Here is a 22,246-nt window from a genome sequence, read left to right on the forward strand (position 1 = left end):
CCGGCTCTCGTCCGGTATGCGAGAAACGAAAAAAAAGAACAGGCACTCGCTTTTTGCGATAGAAAGCGGACCTGTTCTTTTGCATATATCTTCACTACCCTTATCGGGAGGCGGCCAGCGAACCGGGCCTGCACAGGTTGTACAGCCTGGTCAGCACGGTGAACGTTTCGTCCAAACGCTGCAGCAGCTTGCCGCCGTCGGCCAGCACCGGATCGTGCCGGTCGATGGTGATGCCGCAGAGAATTTCCGCTTTTTTCACGGTCGCAAGCCTGTCCACCAGCTTGAGGACGCCCTCGCGTCCCAGTTCGGCCTGCGGGGTGCTGTCCGGCTGGGTGTGGTCGGGGGACCAGCGGAAATCGTCGGGGACGATCTGAAGGATCTCGTGCAGATGCCGCTTCATCGACTGGCTGATCTCTTCTTTCACGGGCGATTCGTAGATGACGGCGTACCAGACAAACAGGTGCGTGCCCCACAGTCCCACCTGAAAATGCGGGTGCTTTTTATACCCGCGCTTGTCGTGAGCCCAGGCCACCCACGTATCGTTTGGCGGATTGACGGTCCGGCGGGCGTGTTTGGCCACATGGTAAAACATTTCGCTGCCGCACGCCAGGGAGAGCGTCGGGGCGAAATGCCGGCCGAGCGCTTCCAGTTTCGGGCGGATGACGGTTTTGATCGCCTCCATCCGGTTATCCAGGCCGTCAATGGCGAATACGTCAAAGTCTTCCTGGTGAAATCCTGCAAACGTCGTCACGCAACAGACACCTCGATTCGGACGGTCTCGCACGCTGCCCGCGAGAAACGGGCAGGCGTCCCCGTCAAGGGAGCTTGTAATCCCCCATATGATAACATAACACACCGGAAAAAAATACACGCCGGGAAATGAATAGCAAACCAAGCCGCAGAATAATATGATATACCACTCGCTCCCGTATGCAGCAGCGTTGTCTGAGTATTCTGTGAATGGGGGTGGATGAACCACGACAAGGAACTGGAGTTTGGGGAGCTGGCAGGTTGGTTTGGCCGGACCACCGGCACGCGATGCGGCACGCTCTCGGAAGCGGGAGCAGCGTCTCGTGAAGGGAGTCCTTCGGGCAGTTTCTTTTCCGCGTGAACACCCCCGACGGCATGTCCGAATGAACGTACCGGCACCTCGCCGGTGAAGCGCATTCGGCGGGAAGAGGCCGTCAGAACAGTGGAAACAAAAGGAGCTGAGAAAACAATGATCTACGAAAAGGCTTGCAATGTAACCATGGATCAGGTGATTGCCGCTCTGAAACGACGCGACGCCGAAGAACGCATACCCGTCCTGCGCCTGGAACTGGACTACGAACTGGCCACGCTGTACGATGCGCTGCAGGAGAAAGACAAGGTGCAGATTCGCAGATCAACCGAACGCTTGAAGCAGCTCCGCCGGGAGATGCTGCTGCTGGAAGCGTAACAAACGACTGGAGGAACGCACAGGAAGATGAGTCTCGTTCATGTTCATAGGGAATGAAAAAAGCGACATCTCGTCATGGAGGGTGTCGCTTTTTTTGGTCCCGGAATGAAAGACGGGCTTCATTTATAGAAGCGTTTCGTCACATCCGCTCGCCCTGTCCTGCTACAATGAAAGGGAAAAGCGTCTGCGGGAGGGACGAGCGCATGTGGAAGCGCATATACGACACGTTGGAGCGGACATTCCCGTCGTTTGCAGTGGATGAGTGGTGGGGGGTGACCGATCCGTTCGCCCGCATGGCGGGGAGCGTGCTGGTGCAGAATACGACCTGGACCAATGCGGAAAAAGCGCTTGACAGGCTGAGAGAGGCAGGATTGCTGGAGCCGGCGGCAATGGCTGGCGAGACGGCCGAACGCCTGGCGGAGGTGATTCGTCCGGCCGGGTTTCAGCGGGCGAAAAGCGCCGCACTTCTGGGACTGGCCGGGTGGGTGCTGGAGCAGGGCGGAGTGGACAGGCTTCGCCGTTCGGCAGACGGCACGGACGAGCTGCGCCGGCAGCTTCTGCTCTTGAAAGGGATCGGGCAGGAGACGGCGGACACGATCCTGGCCTACGCGCTGAATCGGCCGACAATATCCGGGGACGCCTATTCCCGTCGATTGTGGCAGCGGCTGACCGGCGAAGCGCTCTCCTACGAACAGGTGCGGCGGGCCATTCTGGCGGAGCTGACGGAGGCGGAAGACCTGCGCCGGCTGCACGGCCTGATCGTGGAGCACGGCAAGGCGTTTTGCCTGAAGCGTTTTCCCCGCTGTTCGGCCTGTCCGTTTGCTGACGATTGCCGATATTTTCATGATTCCATTTGAATTGCCTGACCGGACGGAGGTACAATAGTAGAGGATTTTGGCAATTTACGCACCACCAGAAAGGAAGAAAACGTCACATGGAACCACTCCTATCATTGACGGCCGGCACACCGCTCATGCTGTTGGCCGTGCTCGCGTTCAACGTCCTCCTGCTCGTGCTCTGCATCATGCAGTCCGTGCGGATCAAACGGCTGCGCAAATCGCTCAACCGGCTGCTGGCGGGGACGGGCGGCGCCAACCTGGAAGAGGGTATATACCGGCTGATGGACGAAGTGGACGAGGTGAAAAAGCGGCAGGATGACCAGCAGTTTACACTGAACCGCCTGTCGCAGCGCGTCGCCGGCCAGTGCGCCAACGTGGCGCTCGTCCGCTACAACGCGTTCGGCGATCTCGGCAGCGACCTGAGCTTTTCGCTTGCCATCGTGGACGACGCGCAGAACGGCGTGGTCGTCACCAGCATTTACGGACGGGATGAATCGCGCATGTATGCCAAACCAGTGGAGCGCGGCGAATCCCCTTATCATCTCTCCGAGGAAGAACGAACGGCCATTCGCAAGGCGATGAACAACAGCGCTGGCCGACTGGACGAAAAAAGCCGGTAAATCCTACAGGATTGGCAAGCATTGCGCAGAATCAGGGAGTTCTTGTTCCCTCCTCGCCATTTCCTGCGGATATTTGGTCTTTTTGCGAAAATTCATCCGCTTTTGGATCAAGACTTTTGCCTGCGCATCGTGTATAATAAAAGTGTCAAGGACGGTTTAATTACAAAAAGTAGGTGATCCGCCTTCATTACCCAAATCGATTTTCGATTCACGGGGCAAGGCCAGGTTCTACAACGTTCCTTTGTTGACACGTAGCGTATCTCCTCAATTGGCAGTCGTTATCGTCTGAACGAGCCAGGAATTCAAAAGAATTGAGGAGATAGTATGGCACAGCGTTTAGCAACCAATTACGCCAAGGCCTATTTCACGATGAACGAAGAAGAGCTGAACCGATTTGTCGCGCTCTTCGCCAATGAACACATTTCAGTCGATGTCAAAGTATGCGACAACGGCGATCGTGACGTTTTGCTGACGGATCAGAACGGGGAGATCCAACTGACCTTCCACCGGACTGGCAACCGTTATTCGTGTGAAAGTTCCTACCTCATCCGAGACTTGCAGTTGGCCAACGCCATGCGAAAAGCCATGAAAACGTTTCGAGGCCACGGAATCGTGCACCGAATCTACGACGGATTCACGGTCGTCTACCATTACGACGAAGGCTCCGTCGTGAGCATTCAGGAAGTTTCCGGCGACGAAGAGGTGTCGATCTTCGAAAACACCAATGCAAACGTTGCGCGGGAATTGGAGTCTCTGTTCCGGCAGATGGGCAGCGAACAGGAGATCGAATCGATTCGCCAAGAGACGGATCGATGGCTGGATTTGCGTAATTGGGCAAAGAGAACGGCCCCGGAAAAGGTCAGTGCGATTGACCTTCGACTAGCCGCGTTGTCACGACGATTGTTTCAATTGGAAGCGTAAGAACAAGCAAAAAATGGGCGCATACGCACCCATTTTTTGTTTTCCTGGTTTTTCTCCAAAAAAAAGTATTGTCATTTGGGCAGAAGCATGGTATGTTTGTTTTCGTTGGAAACAGGATTAGGAACCAGGATTCACTTTAAAGGGTGGATGACATGAGGGAAACCGCCCCCGTTAGTGAATGACGCAGGTCCTAGCGATGTTTAACATTACACTTGCTAGGAAGGGGGAAACCGAAAGATGGAATACTCGACTTTCGGAAGACACGTTGCCGTTGACACATGGGGAGTTCAGTTTGATTTGTTGAACGACGCCGAATTTTTGAAGAAAGAAATGATCGAAGCTGCTGAAGCGTGTGGCGCCACCGTGTTGGGTGTGCAAGCCAAGCAGTTTTCTCCTCAAGGGGCTACCGTTCTGGTTCTCCTCTCGGAAAGCCACCTGTCCATTCACACCTATCCCGAGCGCGGATTTGCCGCGCTGGACTGCTACACCTGCGGCGAAACCGTCGATCCGCAAGTGGCGATCGACTATCTGATTTCCGTGCTGAAGCCGGAAAAAGTGTACGCGAAGAAACTGGTGCGCGGCACCGGCGAGCTGCAAGTGGCCGAACCGGAAATCAAGCCGTTCGAAGTAGCAAGCAAGTAACAATCGCAAGGAAAGCCAAGAGGTGCGGAATCATCCGCACCTCTTTTACGTCAGCACTGCCCCGGATGGGCGGAGGGGCTTCTCCACAGCCATCCCCGGGAGACGGAACAAAGACTCAGCGGAAAGGTGCCGTCACCGTCCGGCCCAAATCGCGGATCAGCATGCCAAAGTCGTTGGCGGCGTTGGTCAGGTTGCCGGCCACGGTGTTTGGTCCGGTCGTAAGCGTGTTGGCCGCGCCGCGCAGGCCATCACGCACGGTGTTGTTAATGGTGCGGATGCGGGTGAACATGCCGCTGTCAGAGGTGACGCGAATGTTCAGGTTCGGCGCTTCCTTCCGCACGGCGGCGTGAACCTGCCGTTCAATCACCTTTCGCTGCTGCACATGGGCCACGTTGGCCCGCGTGCGAATGCCGACGACAGCATCTGTCCCGTATATGGCGGCGGTGGCCGCTTCTACGCCGGGAACGCTGTCCGCGGCCTTCGCGATCCGCTCCGCCAATTGGTGGTTAAACCCTTGCGCGGTGAAGCCGTTGCGGTAATGGTTAACATCGTATCGCTGCGTGTTCGGAACGGGTGCCGGCGCCGTATTAGGCGTTCCCTGCGTCCGCGGTTTGGTCGGGGGAGCCGCGCCGTAGTTGGCACACCCGGACACGGAGGCTGCAACAACCAGTCCGGCGACAGCGCACATCCATTTGTTCATGGTAGCCACCTCCTGCGCTTAGTATGTCCGGGAAACATGCCGATACTCAGGTAGGGATTGGACGTAAAACTGCCCGTTGTGCCGTGTTTCACGACCTGATATTATGAAAGGTATGCATACCAGAGGAGGTACACATGAAGCGTCTTGACATACGCAACATTGCGATTATTGCCCACGTCGACCACGGGAAAACGACGCTGGTTGACAAATTGCTGATCCAATCGGGGACGTTCCGCAGCAACCAGCAGGTGGAGGAGCGGATGATGGACTCCAACGATCTGGAGCGGGAGCGCGGCATCACCATTCTGGCGAAAACGACGTCCGTCAAATACAAGGAGTATACCATCAACATCCTGGACACGCCGGGCCACGCCGACTTCGGCGGCGAGGTGGAGCGGATCATGAGCATGGTGGACGGCGTGCTGCTCATCGTCGACGCCTTTGAAGGCTGTATGCCGCAGACCCGCTTCGTGCTGAAGAAAGCGCTGGAAGCGAAGGTGACGCCGATCGTCGTCGTGAACAAGGTGGACCGGGAAAACGCCCGTCCGCAGGAAGTGATCAACGAAGTGTACGATCTGTTCATCGACCTGGACGCGACGGAAGAGCAATTGGAGTTTCCGATTGTATACGCATCCGGCCTGCAGGGAATTGCGGGCATGGAGCCGGATCAACTGGAAGGCGATCTGCGTCCGCTGTTTGAGACGATCATCGAGCACATTCCGGCGCCGGAAGCGGATGAAGCGTCTCCGCTGCAGATGCAGGTCACGATGCTGGATTACAACGACTTCCTGGGCCGCATCGGCATCGGCCGGATTTACCGCGGGACGATCAACGTCAACGACATGGTAGCCGTCGTCAAGCGAGACGGCTCCGTCAAGCGGATGCGCGTGCAGAAGCTGTTCGGCTTTTCCGGTTTGCAGCGCGTGGAGCAAAAGACGGCCAGAGCGGGGGACATCGTGGCGATCGCCGGACTGGAGGACATCAACGTCGGCGAGACCGTCTGCCACGTCGACCATCCCGATCCGCTGCCGCTGCTGAAAATTGACGAGCCGACCCTGCAGATGACCTTCCTCGTCAACAACAGTCCGTTTGCCGGACGGGAAGGCAAACACGTCACCTCCCGCAAGCTGCGCGACCGGCTGATGGCGGAGCTGGAGACGGACGTGTCGCTGCGCGTGGAGGAGACCGATTCGCCCGATGCGTTTATCGTTTCCGGCCGGGGCGAACTCCATCTCTCCATCCTGGTGGAAAACATGCGCCGGGAAGGGTTTGAGCTTGCCGTCTCCAAACCGGAAGTGATCGTGCGGGAAATCGACGGCCAAAAAATGGAACCGGCGGAGCGTCTGATTATCGATGTGCCGGAGGAGTACACCGGTGCCGTCATGGAGACGCTGGGCCAGCGCAAGGCGGAGATGGTCAACATGATCAACAACGGCTTCGGCCAGGTGCGGATGGAGTTCATCATCCCGTCCCGCGGGCTGATCGGCTACCGCACCGAGTTTTTGACCATTACCCGCGGATACGGCATCATGAACCATTCGTTTGACAGCTATCGTCCGTATGTACCGGGCAGCGTGGGCGGCCGCCGCGCCGGCGTGCTGATCTCCAACGAGACGGGAACGGCCACCACCTACGGCCTGATGTCCGTCGAAGACCGCGGCGTGATGTTTATCCAGCCGGGGACAGAGGTGTACGAGGGCATGATCGTCGGCGAGCACAACCGGGACAACGACCTGACCGTCAACGTCTGCAAGGAAAAGCACGCCACCAACGTCCGCTCGGCGACGAAGGAAGAGACGGTGAAGATGAAAACCCCCCGTCTGCTCACCCTGGAAGAAGCGCTGGAGTATCTGAACGACGACGAACTGTGCGAAGTGACGCCGCAGTCTGTCCGCCTGCGCAAGAAGTACCTGACCAAGTCGGAGCGGGAGCGCTACGAAAAGCAAAAACGCTGGGAAGCGCAGACGCAGGCGTAATGACAATGGAAAAAAGCCGTACTGCCCGAAAAAGGCAAGTACGGCTTTTCGTTTTTTTTCATCATGCGGTTTGCCCAGGCCGATTGTTTGAATCAATCGTTCAGATACCGTTCGACCTCATCCGCCAGTTCCTCCGGCTGCACGCGCGGATCGAAGCGTTTGACGACGTTTCCGGCACGGTCGACGAGGAACTTGGCGAAGTTCCACTCGATGTCCTGGCCGTCTCCGTTGGGGGCGTTTGCCTTCAGGTACTGGTAGAGCGGATGGGCGTGGGGGCCGTTGACGTCAATTTTGGCGAAAACGGGGAAGGTGACGCCGTACGTCCGATCGCAGAAGGCGGCAATCTCTTCGGCTGTGCCCGGTTCCTGGCCGGCAAACTGGTTGCAGGGAAAGGCCAGCACGACCAGACCGCGGTCGCGGTAGCGCTCGTACAATGCCTGCAGCCCTTTGTACTGCGGAGTCAGCCCGCATTGGCTGGCGGTGTTGACAATCAGCATGACCTTGCCTTTGTATTCGGCGAGCGTTTTCTCCTCGCCCGTGATGGTCGTCACCGAAAAATCGTAGATGCTCATGGGAATCCCACCTCGATTGGCTCGTCTTGTTCCTGTGTCCACTATACCATTGGCAGAAAAAGGTTTCCAACCATTTCGCTACAGTTGTTTCAGAATCGTCAGTTCTTCCTCGGCGAGGATAATCTGCTGCAGCGATTCCGTTCCGTTTCGCACGGTGCTTTGCAGGACGCGGACCACGCCGTCCTGATTTTGCACGACAATCGTTCGCACTTCGCCCAGACCGCTCTTTCGCACCGAGTCGTACATGGTGCTGTAGGCGAACCGTTCCTGCAGGAATTGCACGCTGGCCATCGCTTGCGTATGCTTCACCCGTTTCCCTCCCGCTCTGCTAAATGGTCACTACTTAATAGGTAAGCGAACAGATCGGGCTTTATGATACGATTTGCCGCTGCGGGCGGGGGTTTATCCGTTTTGACAGGGCACGGGCCAACTGATAAAGTTAAATGGACAGATTTTATCGTGGGAGTGAAACCAGATTGAAAATCGGATGCCATATCAGCGTCGGCAGGGGACTGGAACAAGCGGTCCTGCGCGCCATTGAGCTGGGGGCGGAATCGCTGCAGGTGTTTACGAAAAACCCGCGCGGTCTGCGCCCGAAAAAAATTGACCACCAGGACGCGACCAAAGGGGTGGACCTGCTGCAAAAGCACGATCTCACCCTGGTCTGCCACACCCCGTACATCACCAACCTGTCCACGCCCAAGCCGGACCTGCAGGAAGTGACGATTCGTTCGATTTTGGAAGATTTGCATATTGCCGAAGCCTACGGGTCGGTCGGCGCCGTGGTGCACTGCGGCAAGCACGTCGGCGAGGGGGAGGAATACGGGACAAAACGGATGGTGGAGACGTTGGACCTGATTCTCGAGCAGTACGACGGCCCGGTCAAGCTCCTGCTGGAAAACACGGCAGGCCAAGGCTCCGAACTGGGACTGACGATCCGGGATCTGATGGAGATTCGCGCCGCCACCCGTTTCCCCGAGAAAATCGGGTTCTGCTTCGACACCTGCCACGCCTTTGCCGCCGGGCAGTGGAGAGGGGAGACGTTTGACGAACTGCTGGAAGAGATGGAGCGGACAGGCTATCTGGAGCACCTGGTGGCGATCCACTTCAACGACAGCAAGGCGCCTTTCGCCAGCCGGAAGGACCGCCACGAAAAAATCGGCAAAGGGGAGATTGGCAGCGAAGCGCTGGCCAAATTCCTGGTGAGCGACAAGCTCCAGCACCTGCCTGTTGTTCTGGAAACCCCCGTGGAAGACGAGCGGGAGTACGCAGACGAGATGGTGTACCTGCACGAACTGCGCCGCGAGGGCCTGGCCGCTGCGGGGCAGGAGGGGTGACGCATGGAGTGGCTTGAGCTTGCTTCCACCTATGCGCCTGCCGCACCGGACCAGTTGTCGGCGTACGACAGCTTTCGCTTGTGGGCGGACCACAACCGCACCTGGATCATCTTTGTCCAGTTGATCATCGTTTACTATCTCGGGTTTGCCACCCGCTGGCGCATGCCCATTCTGAAAACGCTCCTGCTGTATGTGCTGCTCTTTATGGGCGCGCTGATTTTCGCCATTCTGGACGTGCAGCTCCCGGTGAAAAGCGCACTCCTGGTCGCCATCGCCATTCTGGTGATCGTCAAGGTGCGGATCAAGCCGGGGGAACGCGAGAGTAAGTGAGGGAGCAGCCGTGAAGCGGGAGGACGCGCTCTACAACTGGCTGCAGATTCAAATCGTCGCCGACGCGCGGCCGGACGACCGATCCGCTCTGGATACGGCCGCGTTTTTTGCGGACATCCTGAGGGACGACCACCAGGCGCAGGAATGGGAGTATCGCCGCGAAGGGGACTGGTACGTGGTCCGCTGCGTCTTCGCCCACGAAGTGTGGGAACGCCGCTATCCCGCAGAAGAAGCGGAATCGCTGCTGGCTGCGATCGAAAACGAACCCAGGTATAACGAGTAGAATATGCACGGGGCTCCGCCGAGCCGGATGAACGGGCGGGGCCGCGTGACCATTATCCCCGTCTCTTCGACAGAGGCGGGGTTTTTGTGTCTTTCGTCCCAATATGGCGAAAGCGTCCCCGTTTTTGGCCGTTTTTGCAACCTTTGCAAGGAACCCCCCGTCTGTTAGGGTGTCCAGGGCAGGCAATACGTAGAAAGGAGAAGGCATCATGAAGAAAATGGGAACCAAGCCCGTATTGGCAGTTGTGACTGCCGCGGCGCTCATCGGGGGAGTGACACCGCTCCTGGCCGACGCGAGCACCCTCGGAACCGAAACAAGCGGCACCAAAGTTGTCATGAACGATGAAAGCAAACAAGTCACCCGATACAATCTGAAAGAGCTGGCGGCAAACGATCCGGCGACCTTGAACATGCTATTGAAAACGCAGGCCGACCACCTGTATCTGGTCGTAAAAGAGATCGGTCTGGACGCCAAAATGCAGACGTACATCGAGGAGCATCCGGAAGAGTGGGAGCGCGTCTACCGCGAACACTACGCCGACATTTACCTGGAAGTCCGCTTTGACGTCAATAATCAAGGCTTCGTCAGCGTGAAGCCCGAGACCCACAACCAAACCACGTACATCAAAGGGAAAGTGTCCGACAATGTGACCAAAGTGGTCGTCGACAAGCCGAACGGCGGCACGATCGAAGTCGTTCCCACCGCGGAGGATACGTTCACCGTCAGCTTTTCCGCTATCGTAAGCGCCACGCCGCAGTACGCGACGGTCAAGGCGTACGTGGGCGACAAGCTGGTGGAAACCCGCAAGCTGCAGGTAAACACGGGAACCGCCGTGGAGACCGACGTGCTGATTCACGCCTTGGCGCTGTTGGATGGGAACAAACAGGAACTGAAAGTAAACGGCATCATCAGCCAGGAAGCGGACAAGGTGGTCGTGAAGTACGACGGCAAAACCAAAGAGGCGGACGTGAAAAAGCTGTGGAAAGGCATCGGCTCTTACTCCGTCACCCTGAAGGGCGTACAGGCCGGCAAAGGCAAGGCGCTGGTCGAAGCCTACAAGGCCGGAAAGAAAATCGATTCCGAATCGGTGGAGCTGAAGGTAATCAACGCCGCTGACAGCGACAAGCCGCACAGCTACCGCATCGAGGGAACCGCTTCGATTAATGCAAAAGAGAAACAGATTCGCGTGAAAGGAAGCATTGACGGCCTCGACGATGAGGGCGGCAAGGGCAAGGTGAAGCTGTACGTCGTGGCGCCGGACGGCAAAAAGCACGAGGTAAAGGTGGATGACGACGAGTTTGAGGTGAAACTGAGCTACAAAAACCGCTCCTACAACGCGAAAGCGGTACACCTCGAGCTGTACCTGGACGGCAAGCTCGTGGCCCAAGCCGACATTCCGCACAAAACGCCGGTCAACGGCGATGACGACGAGGAAGGCAAGGGGAAAGGCAAGGACAAGGATAAGCATCCGAAAGGAAACGCCTACGGCTATTGGAAAAAGCACGGCCATGACGACGAGGACAACCATGGCGGCAAGAACAACCATAAAGACGGCGACGACCGCGACGAGGACGATGACGAGTAAGGCTTACGGCCGATAGGCTTGCACGTAATCGATCAATTGGCGGATGTAATCGCCGATGATCGGGACGGACAGGAACTGGCTGAGGAAGGAGCCGAGCAACGCCAGGACAATGGCTGTACCGATCGTCAATCCCAGGCCCCGGGCAAGACCTGCGAGGAAGTTGATCCACAGCAGCTTGCTCGGGGCTGTATAATTTTGAATCACGTCGGCCAGGCGGATATCCTCCAGAAAGAGGGCGATTTTGTCCATCCGTTCGTTCAGTTTGCGCACTTCCTGAAGCTCTGCCAGCAGTTCGTCGATCTTGGCCAGCAAGCGGTCGGTGGGGGATGGGGGCATGCGGCTCTCCTCCTGTCTCGCGATCGTTCCCATTACGTATCAGTGTAGGAAAAAACTAGTGGAGAATCAAGGCGCCGAACGGAAAGGTTTGCCTATCGCCAGGCGGGTGGGTACAATAGACGTACATTCCCTTTTCAAGGAGGCATCGGAATGGCTGAAACCGTTTCCCAAACGCTTTCGGAGGAACTGTTCGCGCTTTTGCAGCAGGAGCGTTTTCTCACCCTCGGGACCATCGACCACGAGACCGGCGCTCCGTCGCTCAGTTCCCTTTCCTGGACGTTTGCGCCGACGCCGCAGTTGATCCGTTTCGCGGTAGACAACCGCTCCCGCATTTTGGCCAACATTGCCAAGGAACCGCAGGTGGTGCTGCATTTGATCGGGGCTGGTTCCTCCTATGCCATCAACGGCAGGGCGACGATCAAAACGGAGCGGATGGAGAATGTTCCGCTGAAGCTGGCCATGGTGGAAGTGGCCATCGAGGCGGTTCGCGACGTGATGTTCTACGGCTCCCGCATCTCGGTCGAGCCCCAATATGAAAAGACGTACGACAAAAATGCGGCGGCCAAGCTGGACAACCAGGTGATGACCGCATTAAGGAACGCACAGTGATCGGGTACCAACGAGATGGAAAAACGGGTTGACAGGTACTTCCGATTCCGGTAGTATAAGGTCAACCAAAAGCAAATTGCATAGCAAACTTCTTATCCAGAGAGGCGGAGGGACTGGCCCGATGATGCCCGGCAACCAATCACCTGTGTACAGGGGGATACTGGTGCTAATTCCTGCAGAGTGTAAACGCTCTGAAAGATGAGAAGGATTTGCTTACGTGAGCGTAAACAAAGCCTTCTTTTCAGAGAAAAGAGGGCTTTTTTCATTGCCCTCGGCCAATTCGTTGGAGGGAGAGATCCACATGCATCTGGAGACAAAATTGGTACAGGCGGGCGTCGCCAAAGACGAACGGACCGGAGCGGTCAGCTTTCCCGTCTACTACGCCACCGCGTATCGCCATCCCGCCCTCGGTCAGAGCACGGGATACGATTACACGCGCACGGCCAACCCGACCCGGACGGTGCTGGAGCAGGCGATTGCCGAAGCGGAAGGGGGAGACGCCGGGTTTGCCTGCGCTTCGGGCATGGCGGCGGTTCACACGGTCATGGGGCTGTTCTCCCAGGGAGATCACCTGGTCGTATCGCTCGATCTGTACGGCGGGACGTACCGGTTGTTCGAGCAGGTGCTCTCACGCTACGGGCTTCGCTTCAGCTACGTCGACCTGCGCGACGTGAAGAACTTGGAAGAAGCGATTCGCCCAGAGACGCGGGCTGTCTTTGTGGAAACGCCGACCAATCCCCTGATGCAGATCACCGACATCGCGGCGGTGGCGGAGGTGGCCAAGCGGAACGGGCTGTTGACCATTGTGGACAACACGTTCATGACGCCCTACTGTCAGCGGCCGCTGGGGTTGGGGGCCGACCTGGTGCTGCACAGCGCGACCAAATACCTCGGCGGACACAACGACGTCCTCGCCGGACTGATCGTCACAAAGGGCGAGGAGTTGTCCGAAAAGATCCGGTTTTTGCACAATTCCATCGGAGCGGTGCTGGGTCCCCAGGACTGTTGGCTGCTGCTGCGGGGGATGAAGACCCTGGCCCTGCGGATGGAACGCCATCAGGCAAACGCCTATGCGATTGCGCAGAAACTGCGGGAACACCCTGCCGTGACGGACGTCTTTTATCCCGGCTTGGCGGAGCACCCCGGTTACGAGGTGCAGCGCAGGCAGGCCAGCGGGTTCAGCGGGATGGTCTCGTTCCGCCTCCGCTCGGCTGATCAGGTGGCGCCGTTTCTGGAGCGGCTGCGGATCGTCTCGTTTGCGGAAAGCCTGGGCGGCGTGGAGTCGCTGTGCACCTATCCGGCGACGCAGACCCATGCCGACATCCCGCAGGAGATCCGCGAGTACGTGGGCGTGTGCGACCGGCTGCTGCGGCTGTCGGTCGGGATCGAACATCCCGACGACCTGATCGCCGATGTGTGTCAGGCACTGGATGCCAGTCTCGCAGTGGCGGGAGGGAGCGTACGATGAACTTTGCCACCAAACTGCTGCACGGCACCAGTTGTATTGACCCGGTGACAGGGGCGGCCTCGGTGCCCATTTATCAGGCGTCCACCTTTCATCAGGCCGATCTGGACCGGCCCGGAGTCTACGATTACGCTCGTTCGGGCAATCCCACCCGGCATGCCCTGGAAGAGGCGATCGCCGTTCTGGAGGGAGGAGAGCGCGGATTCGCCTTTGCTTCCGGTATGGCGGCCATCTCCAGCGTGTTCATGCTGTTCTCCGCCGGGGATCACGTCGTGGTGGCGGAGGACGTGTACGGCGGCACCTACCGCTTCTTGACCAAGGTTCTTTCCCGCATGGGGATCACCGTCAGCTTTGTCGATACCACCTCGCTGGAGCAGGTGGAAGCGGCCATCCGTCCCGAGACCAAGGGCATCTACCTGGAAACCCCGTCCAACCCGACGCTGAAAGTGACGGACATCGCCGCTGTCTGCGCGCTGGCGAAACAGCGGGGACTGCTCGTGATCGTGGACAATACGTTCATGACGCCGTACTATCAGCGGCCGCTGGAGTTGGGCGCGGACGTGGTGATCCACAGCGCGACCAAGTTCATCGGCGGCCACAGCGACGTCGTGGCGGGGTTGGCCGTGACCAGGGAGGCGGCGTTGGGCGAGCAGCTCTACATGATCCAAAACGGCATGGGAGCGATCCTCGGCGTGCAGGATTCCTGGCTGGTGCTGCGCGGGTTGAAGTCCTTGAAAGCCCGCCTGGACGTCAGCACGCAGACGGCGGAAAAGCTGGCCCGTTGGCTTTCCACACACCCGGCGGTCAGCCGCGTCTACTACACCGGATTGCCGGAACACGACGGACATGACCTGCAAAACCGGCAGGCGAGCGGACACGGGGCCGTCCTCTCCTTTGACGTGGGCAGCCGCGAGCGGGCCAAAGCGCTGTTTGACCGCGTCAGGCTGCCGATCGTCGCCGTCAGTCTGGGCGCGGTAGAGACGATTCTTTCCTATCCGGCGATGATGTCCCATGCCGCCATGCCGCCTGCGGAGCGGGCACGGCGGGGAATTACGGACGGACTGATCCGCCTCTCCGCAGGGCTGGAGGACGCCGGCGACCTGCTTCAGGACCTGGCGCAGGCGTTGGACGCGCTCGGACCCGTAGAGCAGGTGGCAGACCGTGACGCGGCAGACGACAAACAGGCATTTTCCTGGGCGTAAGCCCGGAAAATGCCTGTTTTGTTTGGGGCAGAGGTCAGCGGTTCACCGGGATTTTTTCGTTTCCCTGCGGTTTGGCGTTGCTGCTCTTGTTGATCCGCTGCTCGTTTTCCCTGGACGGCGTCTCTTCCCGTTTTCTCACGTCGCGCGGGAACTGCGGCATGAGCCGTCCGACGATGTCACCCAGTTCTTCGGCAAATCCGGCCACGGGATGGCCGCGCTGGATGTCGGCGGCCATTTCCCGCAGCCGCTGCACGATGTCGGGGTCGGCGGTGACGATGGCGTTCGCCCCTTGGGGATCCTCTTTCAGCGCCTCCGCCACCGAGTATTTGATCACGCCCACTTCCGGCCGGTCGAGATGGGCGTTGACGTCAATGCCGACGACGGCCCACTTGCCCAGGACCACCGCCGTCGCGTCATTGACGTTTTTCACCCGCGTGGCCAACTGCACCAGCCGGTTGGCGGTTGCCTGCGGCGACTGGTTGTAGGCCGGGGACGGGGCGGTTTGCTGGACGCGCTGCGTTTCCGGCACAGCGCGGCCGGGCTGCGGCGCCGCCTGGTTGGCCGGCGGCTTGTTGCTCGACATGCAGGCGGAGAGGAGCAGGCTGACGCTGAGCATACAGATAGCTGTCCGTTTCACGGTCATACTTCCTTTCCCTGGTTTGCTGCAGTACGGCTGCATGGTTAGTCGTATTGTGTTCTGCCCGCCCCGTTTTCATTCCCCCGCCTCTCGTCTATCCGTCCACCCCCCGTCATACACTGTAGTACATCGCGTTCGGGCAGCAGAGCATCCGGTCCCCAACTGCATACGATAGAGAAGATGGGTAATAGGAGGCGAGAATTTGAAGAAAATCTACGTACTGGACACCAACGTACTCCTGCAAGATCCGCGGGCGATGTTTTCCTTTGCGGACAACGAGATCGTCCTGCCCGCCGTGGTGTTGGAAGAAATTGATTCCAAAAAGCGCTACATGGATGAAATTGGCCGCAACGCCCGTTACGTGTCGAGGCTGTTGGACAGTTTCCGCGAACTGGGCCATCTGCATCAGGGCATTACGCTGGAGACAGGCGGTCTGTTTCGCGTAGAGTTGAATCACTCCTCGCTTCACAAGCTGCAGAAGCAGTTTACGGAATTTACCAACGACAACCGGATTCTGGCCGTAGCGCTAAATCTGCAGGAAGAGGAAAACCTGGCCCCAACCCCCCGTCCCGTCATTCTCGTCAGCAAAGATGCCCTGATGCGGGTCAAGGCGGATGCGCTTGGCCTGAAAGCGGAAGACTTCTTGTCCGACCGCGTCGTCGAGCACTCCAGCATTTACGCCGGGTGCCAGAAGCTGACGGTGGCCTCCCACATCATTCAAACCTACTACGCCTCCCGCAAGCTGAACCTGTCGGCCTGTTTTCCCCGCACCCGGTTTTATCCGCACCAGTTTCTGATTTTAAAAGACGAAATCAATCCCTCGATCTCCGCAATCGGCAAGGTGGACGCGGAAGGCAGGACGCTGGAGATGCTGGTGACGAACGACGATCCCGTCTGGGGAATTCGCGCCCGCAACGTGCAGCAGCGCATGGCGATGGAACTGCTGCTGCGGGAGGAGATTCCGCTCGTCACCATGACGGGCAAGGCCGGAACCGGCAAAACGCTTCTGGCGCTGGCGGCGGGGCTGCTGCAGATCGAGGACCTGCAGACGTACAAGAAGCTGTTGGTGGCCAGACCCATTGTTCCCCTGGGGAAAGACATCGGCTTCCTCCCCGGCGAAAAGGAAGAGAAACTGCGGCCGTGGATGCAGCCGATTTACGATAATTTGGAATATTTGTTCAACACCAAGCATCCGGGCGATCTGGACAAGATCCTGGCCGGCATGGGAAGCATCCAGGTCGAGGCGCTGACCTACATCCGCGGACGCTCCATTCCCGGTCAGTTCATCATTATCGACGAGGCGCAGAACCTGACCAAACACGAGGTGAAGACGATCCTGACCCGGGTCGGCGAAGGGTCAAAAATCGTGCTGATGGGAGACCCGGAGCAGATCGACCACCCCTATCTGGACGAAAGCAACAACGGCCTGACCTACGTGGTGGAGATGTTCAAGGCCCAAAAGCTGGCCGGCCATATCAAGCTGGAAAAAGGGGAACGCAGCGTGCTGGCCCAGTTGGCGGCCGATTTGCTGTAGGGATGCATAGAAAACAAAAAACGGCGCACACTGTAGGATGTCGGGCCCGATGATTGATGGATCAACGGCGAAAAGCCTTGTCAGGAGGCGAAGAACCGTGGATGCTCATGATCATGCAGTCGACATTGGTCGGAATGGCGGAACCCGAGCTCTTTAGGTAACGGACTCTAACGTGGAGGCTGAAGTGCCAAAGAGAATAACCGGTAGTACCCCAGAGCAGACGGGCTCGACACGGCCGCTCCCTTGTTGGGAGCGGTTTTTCGTTTTTCAGCGGACGGCTGGACGGGGCGGACGATTCGGGAAAAGAAAAAAGCCCGGACGCAGCGCCGGGCAAAAAGGGGGACCGCTTCCCTTATGGTTGCGTTACGGCCAGCGCCTTTTTCAGCGCGTTGATCGTGCCGATGTGCATCCCCTCGTGAAAGAGCGAAAAGACGAACATCTCGCCCAGCGTGGACATCTGCGCGCCGCTTCGCAAGACGAACGGCTCCGCCAATTCCCGGTGGAGCCGATCGCCGAAGGTTCGCTTGATCCGCTCCTTCTGCTCTTCCAACTGTTCGGCCAATGCGGACAGGGATGGTACCTCTCCCTGCCAGTCCGCCGGTTTCGTGCCCGGTCCGAAAAGCGTTTTGTACGAGGCGGGCAGGTGTGTAAAATCGAGACCGTACATACAGCTTTCCTGAACGGTCAGAATATGTCCCAGATTCCAGCGGATGTTGTTGGCGAATCCCTCCGGAACGATGTCCGCCTGCTCCGCGGGGACCTTCTTCAAGACCGCCAGGGTAATGCCGCGAACCAGATCGTACTGCTTCCATACAAACGCGTGGTCGTGCATGCGCCAATACCACCTTTCCCAAAAATTGGCCATCGGTGTCATTGTATTCGCTTTCCTGCAGATAAACACCTGCCGATGACGCTCCTTCCACATGGCACGCGGGCATCGAGACGGTCTGCGCGAAAGCCGGTCATGCGTCGGGCTTATCCCCCATACACATGAATGAGGGGGGAGTAGACATGGTCAGTCTGGATTCATCCATTTCCTTTATGATTTACATCACGGCGGTGTCCAGCGCGGCCGCCGGCGTGACGGAAGCCGTCAAGTCGGTGGTTCCGTTCCTCGCCACCGACTACGAGGCCGAACAGGACCGGTTGGAAGACCACAACCACGCCGCCCGGCTGACACACTACAAAAAGTTTTGCAATCTGACGATCTCCGTCGTGTCCGCCGGCGTCATTTTCGGTCTGCTCGGCCTTGATCCCGCGCTGATTCTCGTCGGTGCGCCATCCGCCTTTGTCGACGATCCGTGGCAGGTGGGCACCTGGATCTGGGGGATTGTCGCCGTCTTCGGATCGCCGCTGTTTGCCTCGTTCCTGAAGATTCTGGAAGGGTGGAAACAAAACGTAAACGGCGACAACTTTCCGCACAAGCCCAGGCAAAAGGTCAGGGGACCGAAGCACTGACGAGGCGTTTGATGCGGCTTTCGCTCCGAGCGGGAAGCCGCATGGTTTTTTGCCTGCAAGGGGCTTGTCTCACTCGTTCCACCACGTGACGGCCGTCCGGTAGGCGCGGGCAATTCCGTCGATCAGGTCGGTCTGGTTGGCGTCCACGAGATACAGAGCGGGGCGGGACGACGATGGCGGGAGCGTTCCGATCACGTGTTCCCGGCACTGCTCCAGGGCGGCCCAGCGGTCACGTTCCTCGCCGGCAGAAGAGTCGAGCGAAAACGCGGCGACGCGGTCGGCGTAGAGATACGCGTGTTCGTTGTGACTGACGAATCCGACGTCGTCCAGGTGGGCGATTTCCGCTCCCTCGGGGAGCAGCCAGAGCGTAAATTCTTCGCCCAGCATCCCCGCTTTTTGCAAGAGGTCCCGCAAGGTGTCGCGTTCTTGCGGGCTTTCCACGATGAACAGTCGGCCGTCGCGGTCAAACACATTGACATGATCCCCGATTTTATGTATGACTTGAGCATAGAAGCCGGGCCGTTTGCCGGCCGGTACCTGCATGTCCACACCGTACATGCGCTTCATGAGTCTCACTCCGTTTCACGCTGGGTTTTACCCCTATCGTATCATAAAAAAAGGAGGTTCACCCATGAACGAGCCGCAATTGACCATCGAGAAGTACGTACTGGGGCCGTTTCAAACCAACGCCTACATTCTGACCAACCCGGCAAGCGGGGAGTCCATCGTCATCGACCCGGGGATGGAACCGGCAGCGCTCCTTCGCGCCCTGGAGGGAAAAAACGTCGTCGCCGTCCTGCTGACCCATGCCCATCTGGACCACATCGGCGGGCTGAATCAGGTGCGGGCCCTGACCGGCGCACCGGTCTACATCCATCCGCTGGAGCAGAGCTGGCTGACCGATCCTGATCTAAATGGCTCGACCCGCTGGAACTTGTCGGAACCCATCGTCTGCGAGCCGGCCGAGCACGAACTGGCCGACGGGCAGACGCTGGAGCTGGCCGGATTGTCCATCCGGGTCCTGCACACGCCCGGACACTCGCCGGGGAGCTGCTCGTTTGTGGTGGGACCGCATTGCTTCGGCGGCGACGTCCTGTTCGCCCAAAGCATCGGACGGACGGACCTGCCGGGGGGAAGCTTCGAGACGCTGATGATCAGCATCCAGGACAAATTGTTTGAACTGGATGACGACACGATCGTCTACCCGGGGCATGGTCCGAAAACCACGATCGAAGCGGAAAAGCTGTACAACCCGTATGTGACCGGCATGCTGCGGTAACCGTGATTCGCTGTCTCTCTGCCGCTTTCGCGGAAGACGGGCGCACACCTCATGTCGCGGCAGAATAAGGAAAAAGCCAGCTCAAGAAGCTGGCTTTTTTCATTCGCTGACCGGGAATGGAAGGGCGGGAGCGTGTTTGGAACGGGCGGCCCGGCGGCGATCACTGTTTCCCGAAACCAAACGGCAGGTTGATCTTCAACTGCAGCTTCAACTCCTGGTTGGCCATCGTGATCCCCTGCACCTGGATGTTGGAGGAGATCAGCTCCGGGTAAAATCCGAGGTCGTACGTTTTCTCCATTTCTTCAATCGTCGAGGCGGGCAGGGCGAACCCGTCATAGTACAGCTCGTTGATGTGAAATTTCAAGGCTTTCGGCGAAATCAGCTCGTACGTGCCGACCAGCCGCATGTGTACCTGGTCGTACGTGCCTTCCACGATCAACTGGTTGTTGTCAAAGGAAAAGTGCGCGTTTTTGAACAGTTCGTCTTTGGACACCAGGAAGCGGTTAAACTCATCCTGCCGGATCGTCAGCGTGTGCGTGAACAGCCCGTCGGACTGGATGCGCTCCGGCGTTGCCAGCTCGGAAATCTGGAACATCACGCCGGACAGCTCGTTGAAAAACGTTTGAAAGGCGGGCAGTCCCCGCTCCCGCCAATCGGCGACGAGGTGGTCCATCAGCGCCTGGACGCTGGTCGGGTCGCTCAGCATCTGCACGTTTTTCTCCTTTTCCGCCTGGATCGCGAGCATGTCCGCCAACTGCTTCTCGTACTGCCGCCGCAGATTCTGGAGCAGCGTCAGCCGGTTTTGCCGCTCCGCCTGCATCGACGCCATCGCGGCCCGTTCCTTCTGAAACGATTCCAGCTTCACCAGGTCCCGTTCGTAGAGGATTTGCAGGAAATCGAACAACAACAGGAAATCATTGAAATTTTCCGTATCAAACAACAGCGTCAGCAGGTTGGCCCGCTCTCCCGTGTAGTACGCTCTGGCGACGTCCCCGGCGTGTCGGCGCATCGCTTCCATCACCAGTTTTTTTCGCTGCAGATCCAGATCCAGTTGGGCGATCTCCCCGTTCAACCGGCTTTCCTCCTGTTTGATCAGCGTCAGTGTGCGCTCCAGTTCTTTTTGGGTAAAATGCTGCTGCAAGATCAACTGTTCCAGGGGCAATGGCTCTTCCGCCCGGGCTGTCGCGGTCAACGGCAGCGCCAGCAGCAGCAAGCAAAGCATGATTGTACGCATGGCTTCACCTTTTGTTTTCGTGAGGTGGAGAAACGGACAAAACATTTTCTCTCCACATTCTATGACTTCTTTTCGTATTATAGCCTTATACGGTTGAATTTGGATAGCGGGAGAACAGAGATGACGATTACATCCATCATTCGGGACGAAATACGCAATCATCCGCGGCGGGCGATTCCGTTTGCGCGGTTCATGGAGCTGGCACTCTACCATCCGGAAGGCGGGTATTACACGTCGACGCGCCCCAAGGTGGGCAGGGACGGCGATTTTTTTACCAGCGCGACGGTTCATCCCGTCTTTGCCGAGACGTTGGCCGACGTGGTGGCCGAGATGTGGCGGACGGGTGGCTGGACCTCCCCGGCGCTGGTGGAGATCGGCGGAGGAACGGGCGCGCTCTCTGGCCACATGCTTCGCCGTCTGCGCGAGACGGTGCCCGAGCTGTATCGGGACATGCGCCTCGTGCTGATCGAGACGAGCCCGTATCACCGGCAGCTTCAGGAGGAGGCGCTGCGCGGGGCAGAGGTGGAGAAGCGCTGGTATTCCAGTCTGCGGGAGGCGGCGGCAGCGGAAGGCGTCGAAGGGGTGATCCTCTCCAATGAGTGGCTCGACGCCTTTCCCGTGCATGTGGCGGAGAAGACGGCTGACGGCTGGCGGGAGGTGTGGGTGACGGAGGCAGACGGCGGATTTGCCGAGGTCCTCGGCGAAGTGACTCCCGCCCTGGCTGCGTGTCTGCGCGATGTGGACAAGTCGCTGCCGCGGGGAATGCGGATCGAGGTCAACTCGGCGATGGAGCAGACGGCCGCCGACGTGTCCCGCCTGCTGAGGCAGGGGTACGTGCTGACCGTGGACTACGGGGATGTGCAGGAGGAGCTGTACCATCCCGCCCGGAAGCGGGGTACGCTGATGTGCTACCGCCGCCATCAGGCGCACGAAAATCCCTACGTGCACGTGGGGGAGCAGGACATCACCGCCCACGTCAATTTTTCCGCATGGATGCGCGCAGGCGAGCGGGCGGGGCTGAAGACGCTCGCCTACATGCGGCAGGACCGCTTTTTGATCAAAAGCGGCCTGTTGGAAAAGGCGGTCGCCCATGCGGACACGGATCCGTTTACGAGTCAAGCGATGAAGCGGAACCGGGCGATTCAACAGTTGATTTACCCGGGCGGCCTGGGCGGTCTCTTTCGCGTGCTGGTCCAGGCGAAAGGGATGCCGGACGGTGTGCCGCTCCGCTTTTTGCCCTAGCATACCA

The 22,246-nt window shown here is 58.6% G+C and carries 26 protein-coding genes, 1 pseudogene and 1 riboswitch; of the genes and pseudogenes, 18 read left to right on the forward strand and 9 right to left on the reverse strand.

Annotated features, from left to right (window positions below; genetic code table 11):
* Positions 1–100 precede the first annotated feature (100 nt).
* Positions 101–751 carry a YktB family protein gene (locus tag M516_RS0115395; RefSeq protein WP_029099900.1) on the reverse strand — a complete coding sequence of 217 codons (651 nt, stop codon included), beginning with the start codon at positions 749–751 and terminating at the stop codon, positions 101–103.
* Positions 752–970: 219 nt separating this feature from the next.
* Between M516_RS0115395 and M516_RS25675 the strand changes: the two genes are divergently transcribed.
* From M516_RS25675 to speD, 6 genes and pseudogenes are all read left to right on the forward strand, one after another.
* Positions 971–1,111, forward strand: a complete 141-nt coding sequence (locus tag M516_RS25675) for a hypothetical protein (RefSeq protein ID WP_156110345.1) — start codon at positions 971–973, stop codon at positions 1,109–1,111.
* Between the two features lie 45 nt (positions 1,112–1,156).
* Positions 1,157–1,438 (forward strand): annotated as a pseudogene (locus M516_RS0115400) (hypothetical protein); the annotation flags it as partial.
* A gap of 203 nt (positions 1,439–1,641) precedes the next feature.
* Positions 1,642–2,295 carry an endonuclease III domain-containing protein gene (locus M516_RS0115405; RefSeq protein ID WP_029099902.1) on the forward strand — a complete coding sequence of 218 codons (654 nt, stop codon included), beginning with the start codon at positions 1,642–1,644 and terminating at the stop codon, positions 2,293–2,295.
* Between the two features lie 77 nt (positions 2,296–2,372).
* Positions 2,373–2,897 (forward strand): DUF4446 family protein, encoded by a 525-nt coding sequence (locus M516_RS0115410; RefSeq protein ID WP_029099903.1) that lies wholly within the window; start codon positions 2,373–2,375, stop codon positions 2,895–2,897.
* A gap of 324 nt (positions 2,898–3,221) precedes the next feature.
* The gene (locus M516_RS0115415; RefSeq protein WP_029099904.1) at positions 3,222–3,818 is read left to right on the forward strand and encodes a hypothetical protein; all 597 of its coding nucleotides are present in this window, start codon (positions 3,222–3,224) and stop codon (positions 3,816–3,818) included.
* A 237-nt stretch (positions 3,819–4,055) separates the two neighbouring features.
* Positions 4,056–4,460 (forward strand): adenosylmethionine decarboxylase, encoded by a 405-nt coding sequence (speD, locus tag M516_RS0115420; RefSeq protein ID WP_029099905.1) that lies wholly within the window; start codon positions 4,056–4,058, stop codon positions 4,458–4,460.
* Between the two features lie 115 nt (positions 4,461–4,575).
* Here speD and M516_RS23625 read toward each other — a convergent pair whose 3' ends face one another.
* Positions 4,576–5,160 (reverse strand): YhcN/YlaJ family sporulation lipoprotein, encoded by a 585-nt coding sequence (locus M516_RS23625; protein WP_051188239.1) that lies wholly within the window; start codon positions 5,158–5,160, stop codon positions 4,576–4,578.
* Positions 5,161–5,294: 134 nt separating this feature from the next.
* Between M516_RS23625 and typA the strand changes: the two genes are divergently transcribed.
* Positions 5,295–7,136: a translational GTPase TypA gene (gene typA / locus M516_RS0115430; RefSeq protein WP_029099906.1), complete on the forward strand. Its 1,842-nt coding sequence runs from the start codon at positions 5,295–5,297 to the stop codon at positions 7,134–7,136.
* A 92-nt stretch (positions 7,137–7,228) separates the two neighbouring features.
* On the opposite strand, the gene M516_RS0115435 is transcribed toward typA, so the two are convergent.
* Positions 7,229–7,708, reverse strand: coding sequence for a glutathione peroxidase (locus M516_RS0115435; RefSeq protein WP_029099907.1), 480 nt, complete (start codon positions 7,706–7,708; stop codon positions 7,229–7,231).
* A gap of 78 nt (positions 7,709–7,786) precedes the next feature.
* Positions 7,787–8,017, reverse strand: coding sequence for a hypothetical protein (locus tag M516_RS0115440; RefSeq protein ID WP_029099908.1), 231 nt, complete (start codon positions 8,015–8,017; stop codon positions 7,787–7,789).
* A 167-nt stretch (positions 8,018–8,184) separates the two neighbouring features.
* On the opposite strand from M516_RS0115440, the gene M516_RS23630 reads away from it, so the two are divergent.
* From M516_RS23630 to M516_RS0115460, 4 genes are all read left to right on the forward strand, one after another.
* Complete coding sequence (locus tag M516_RS23630) at positions 8,185–9,045, forward strand: deoxyribonuclease IV (protein WP_051188240.1); 861 nt, start codon at positions 8,185–8,187, stop codon at positions 9,043–9,045.
* 3 nt (positions 9,046–9,048) lie between these two features.
* Positions 9,049–9,375 carry a YlaH-like family protein gene (locus tag M516_RS0115450; protein ID WP_029099909.1) on the forward strand — a complete coding sequence of 109 codons (327 nt, stop codon included), beginning with the start codon at positions 9,049–9,051 and terminating at the stop codon, positions 9,373–9,375.
* 10 nt (positions 9,376–9,385) lie between these two features.
* Positions 9,386–9,658 (forward strand): hypothetical protein, encoded by a 273-nt coding sequence (locus M516_RS0115455; RefSeq protein WP_029099910.1) that lies wholly within the window; start codon positions 9,386–9,388, stop codon positions 9,656–9,658.
* Between the two features lie 208 nt (positions 9,659–9,866).
* On the forward strand, positions 9,867–11,243 hold the full coding sequence (locus M516_RS0115460; protein WP_029099911.1) for a hypothetical protein: 1,377 nt from the start codon (positions 9,867–9,869) through the stop codon (positions 11,241–11,243).
* A gap of 3 nt (positions 11,244–11,246) precedes the next feature.
* Here the strand turns inward: M516_RS0115460 and M516_RS0115465 are convergent, their stop codons facing one another.
* Positions 11,247–11,579 (reverse strand): DUF5665 domain-containing protein, encoded by a 333-nt coding sequence (locus M516_RS0115465; RefSeq protein WP_029099912.1) that lies wholly within the window; start codon positions 11,577–11,579, stop codon positions 11,247–11,249.
* Between the two features lie 150 nt (positions 11,580–11,729).
* Between M516_RS0115465 and M516_RS0115470 the strand changes: the two genes are divergently transcribed.
* The 3 genes from M516_RS0115470 to M516_RS0115480 all read left to right on the forward strand — a co-directional run bounded on the left by M516_RS0115470 (position 11,730) and on the right by M516_RS0115480 (position 14,855).
* Positions 11,730–12,188: a pyridoxamine 5'-phosphate oxidase family protein gene (locus M516_RS0115470; RefSeq protein WP_029099913.1), complete on the forward strand. Its 459-nt coding sequence runs from the start codon at positions 11,730–11,732 to the stop codon at positions 12,186–12,188.
* Positions 12,189–12,277: 89 nt separating this feature from the next.
* Positions 12,278–12,393, forward strand: a riboswitch (SAM riboswitch).
* Between the two features lie 96 nt (positions 12,394–12,489).
* Entirely contained in the window at positions 12,490–13,656 is a 1,167-nt protein-coding gene (locus tag M516_RS0115475; protein WP_029099914.1) for an aminotransferase class I/II-fold pyridoxal phosphate-dependent enzyme, read from the forward strand.
* On the forward strand, positions 13,653–14,855 hold the full coding sequence (locus tag M516_RS0115480) for a trans-sulfuration enzyme family protein (protein WP_029099915.1): 1,203 nt from the start codon (positions 13,653–13,655) through the stop codon (positions 14,853–14,855). Before M516_RS0115475 ends, M516_RS0115480 begins: the two co-directional genes overlap by 4 nt.
* A 34-nt stretch (positions 14,856–14,889) precedes the next feature.
* Here M516_RS0115480 and M516_RS0115485 read toward each other — a convergent pair whose 3' ends face one another.
* Positions 14,890–15,498: a YhcN/YlaJ family sporulation lipoprotein gene (locus M516_RS0115485; RefSeq protein ID WP_029099916.1), complete on the reverse strand. Its 609-nt coding sequence runs from the start codon at positions 15,496–15,498 to the stop codon at positions 14,890–14,892.
* Between the two features lie 196 nt (positions 15,499–15,694).
* Between M516_RS0115485 and M516_RS0115490 the strand changes: the two genes are divergently transcribed.
* Positions 15,695–17,026 (forward strand): PhoH family protein, encoded by a 1,332-nt coding sequence (locus M516_RS0115490; RefSeq protein ID WP_029099917.1) that lies wholly within the window; start codon positions 15,695–15,697, stop codon positions 17,024–17,026.
* A gap of 352 nt (positions 17,027–17,378) precedes the next feature.
* On the opposite strand, the gene M516_RS0115495 is transcribed toward M516_RS0115490, so the two are convergent.
* Complete coding sequence (locus M516_RS0115495) at positions 17,379–17,858, reverse strand: DinB family protein (protein WP_029099918.1); 480 nt, start codon at positions 17,856–17,858, stop codon at positions 17,379–17,381.
* 179 nt (positions 17,859–18,037) lie between these two features.
* On the opposite strand from M516_RS0115495, the gene M516_RS0115500 reads away from it, so the two are divergent.
* Positions 18,038–18,484 (forward strand): hypothetical protein, encoded by a 447-nt coding sequence (locus M516_RS0115500; RefSeq protein WP_029099919.1) that lies wholly within the window; start codon positions 18,038–18,040, stop codon positions 18,482–18,484.
* A gap of 69 nt (positions 18,485–18,553) precedes the next feature.
* On the opposite strand, the gene M516_RS0115505 is transcribed toward M516_RS0115500, so the two are convergent.
* Complete coding sequence (locus tag M516_RS0115505) at positions 18,554–19,051, reverse strand: hypothetical protein (protein ID WP_029099920.1); 498 nt, start codon at positions 19,049–19,051, stop codon at positions 18,554–18,556.
* 64 nt (positions 19,052–19,115) lie between these two features.
* On the opposite strand from M516_RS0115505, the gene M516_RS0115510 reads away from it, so the two are divergent.
* Positions 19,116–19,763: an MBL fold metallo-hydrolase gene (locus M516_RS0115510; protein ID WP_029099921.1), complete on the forward strand. Its 648-nt coding sequence runs from the start codon at positions 19,116–19,118 to the stop codon at positions 19,761–19,763.
* Positions 19,764–19,923: 160 nt separating this feature from the next.
* Here M516_RS0115510 and M516_RS0115515 read toward each other — a convergent pair whose 3' ends face one another.
* Complete coding sequence (locus tag M516_RS0115515; protein WP_029099922.1) at positions 19,924–20,997, reverse strand: coiled-coil domain-containing protein; 1,074 nt, start codon at positions 20,995–20,997, stop codon at positions 19,924–19,926.
* A 120-nt stretch (positions 20,998–21,117) separates the two neighbouring features.
* Between M516_RS0115515 and M516_RS0115520 the strand changes: the two genes are divergently transcribed.
* Entirely contained in the window at positions 21,118–22,239 is a 1,122-nt protein-coding gene (locus tag M516_RS0115520) for a class I SAM-dependent methyltransferase (protein ID WP_029099923.1), read from the forward strand.
* Positions 22,240–22,246 lie beyond the last annotated feature (7 nt).

It is taken from the genome of Brevibacillus thermoruber 423 (assembly GCF_000454065.1).
Classification (GTDB): domain Bacteria; phylum Bacillota; class Bacilli; order Brevibacillales; family Brevibacillaceae; genus Brevibacillus; species Brevibacillus thermoruber.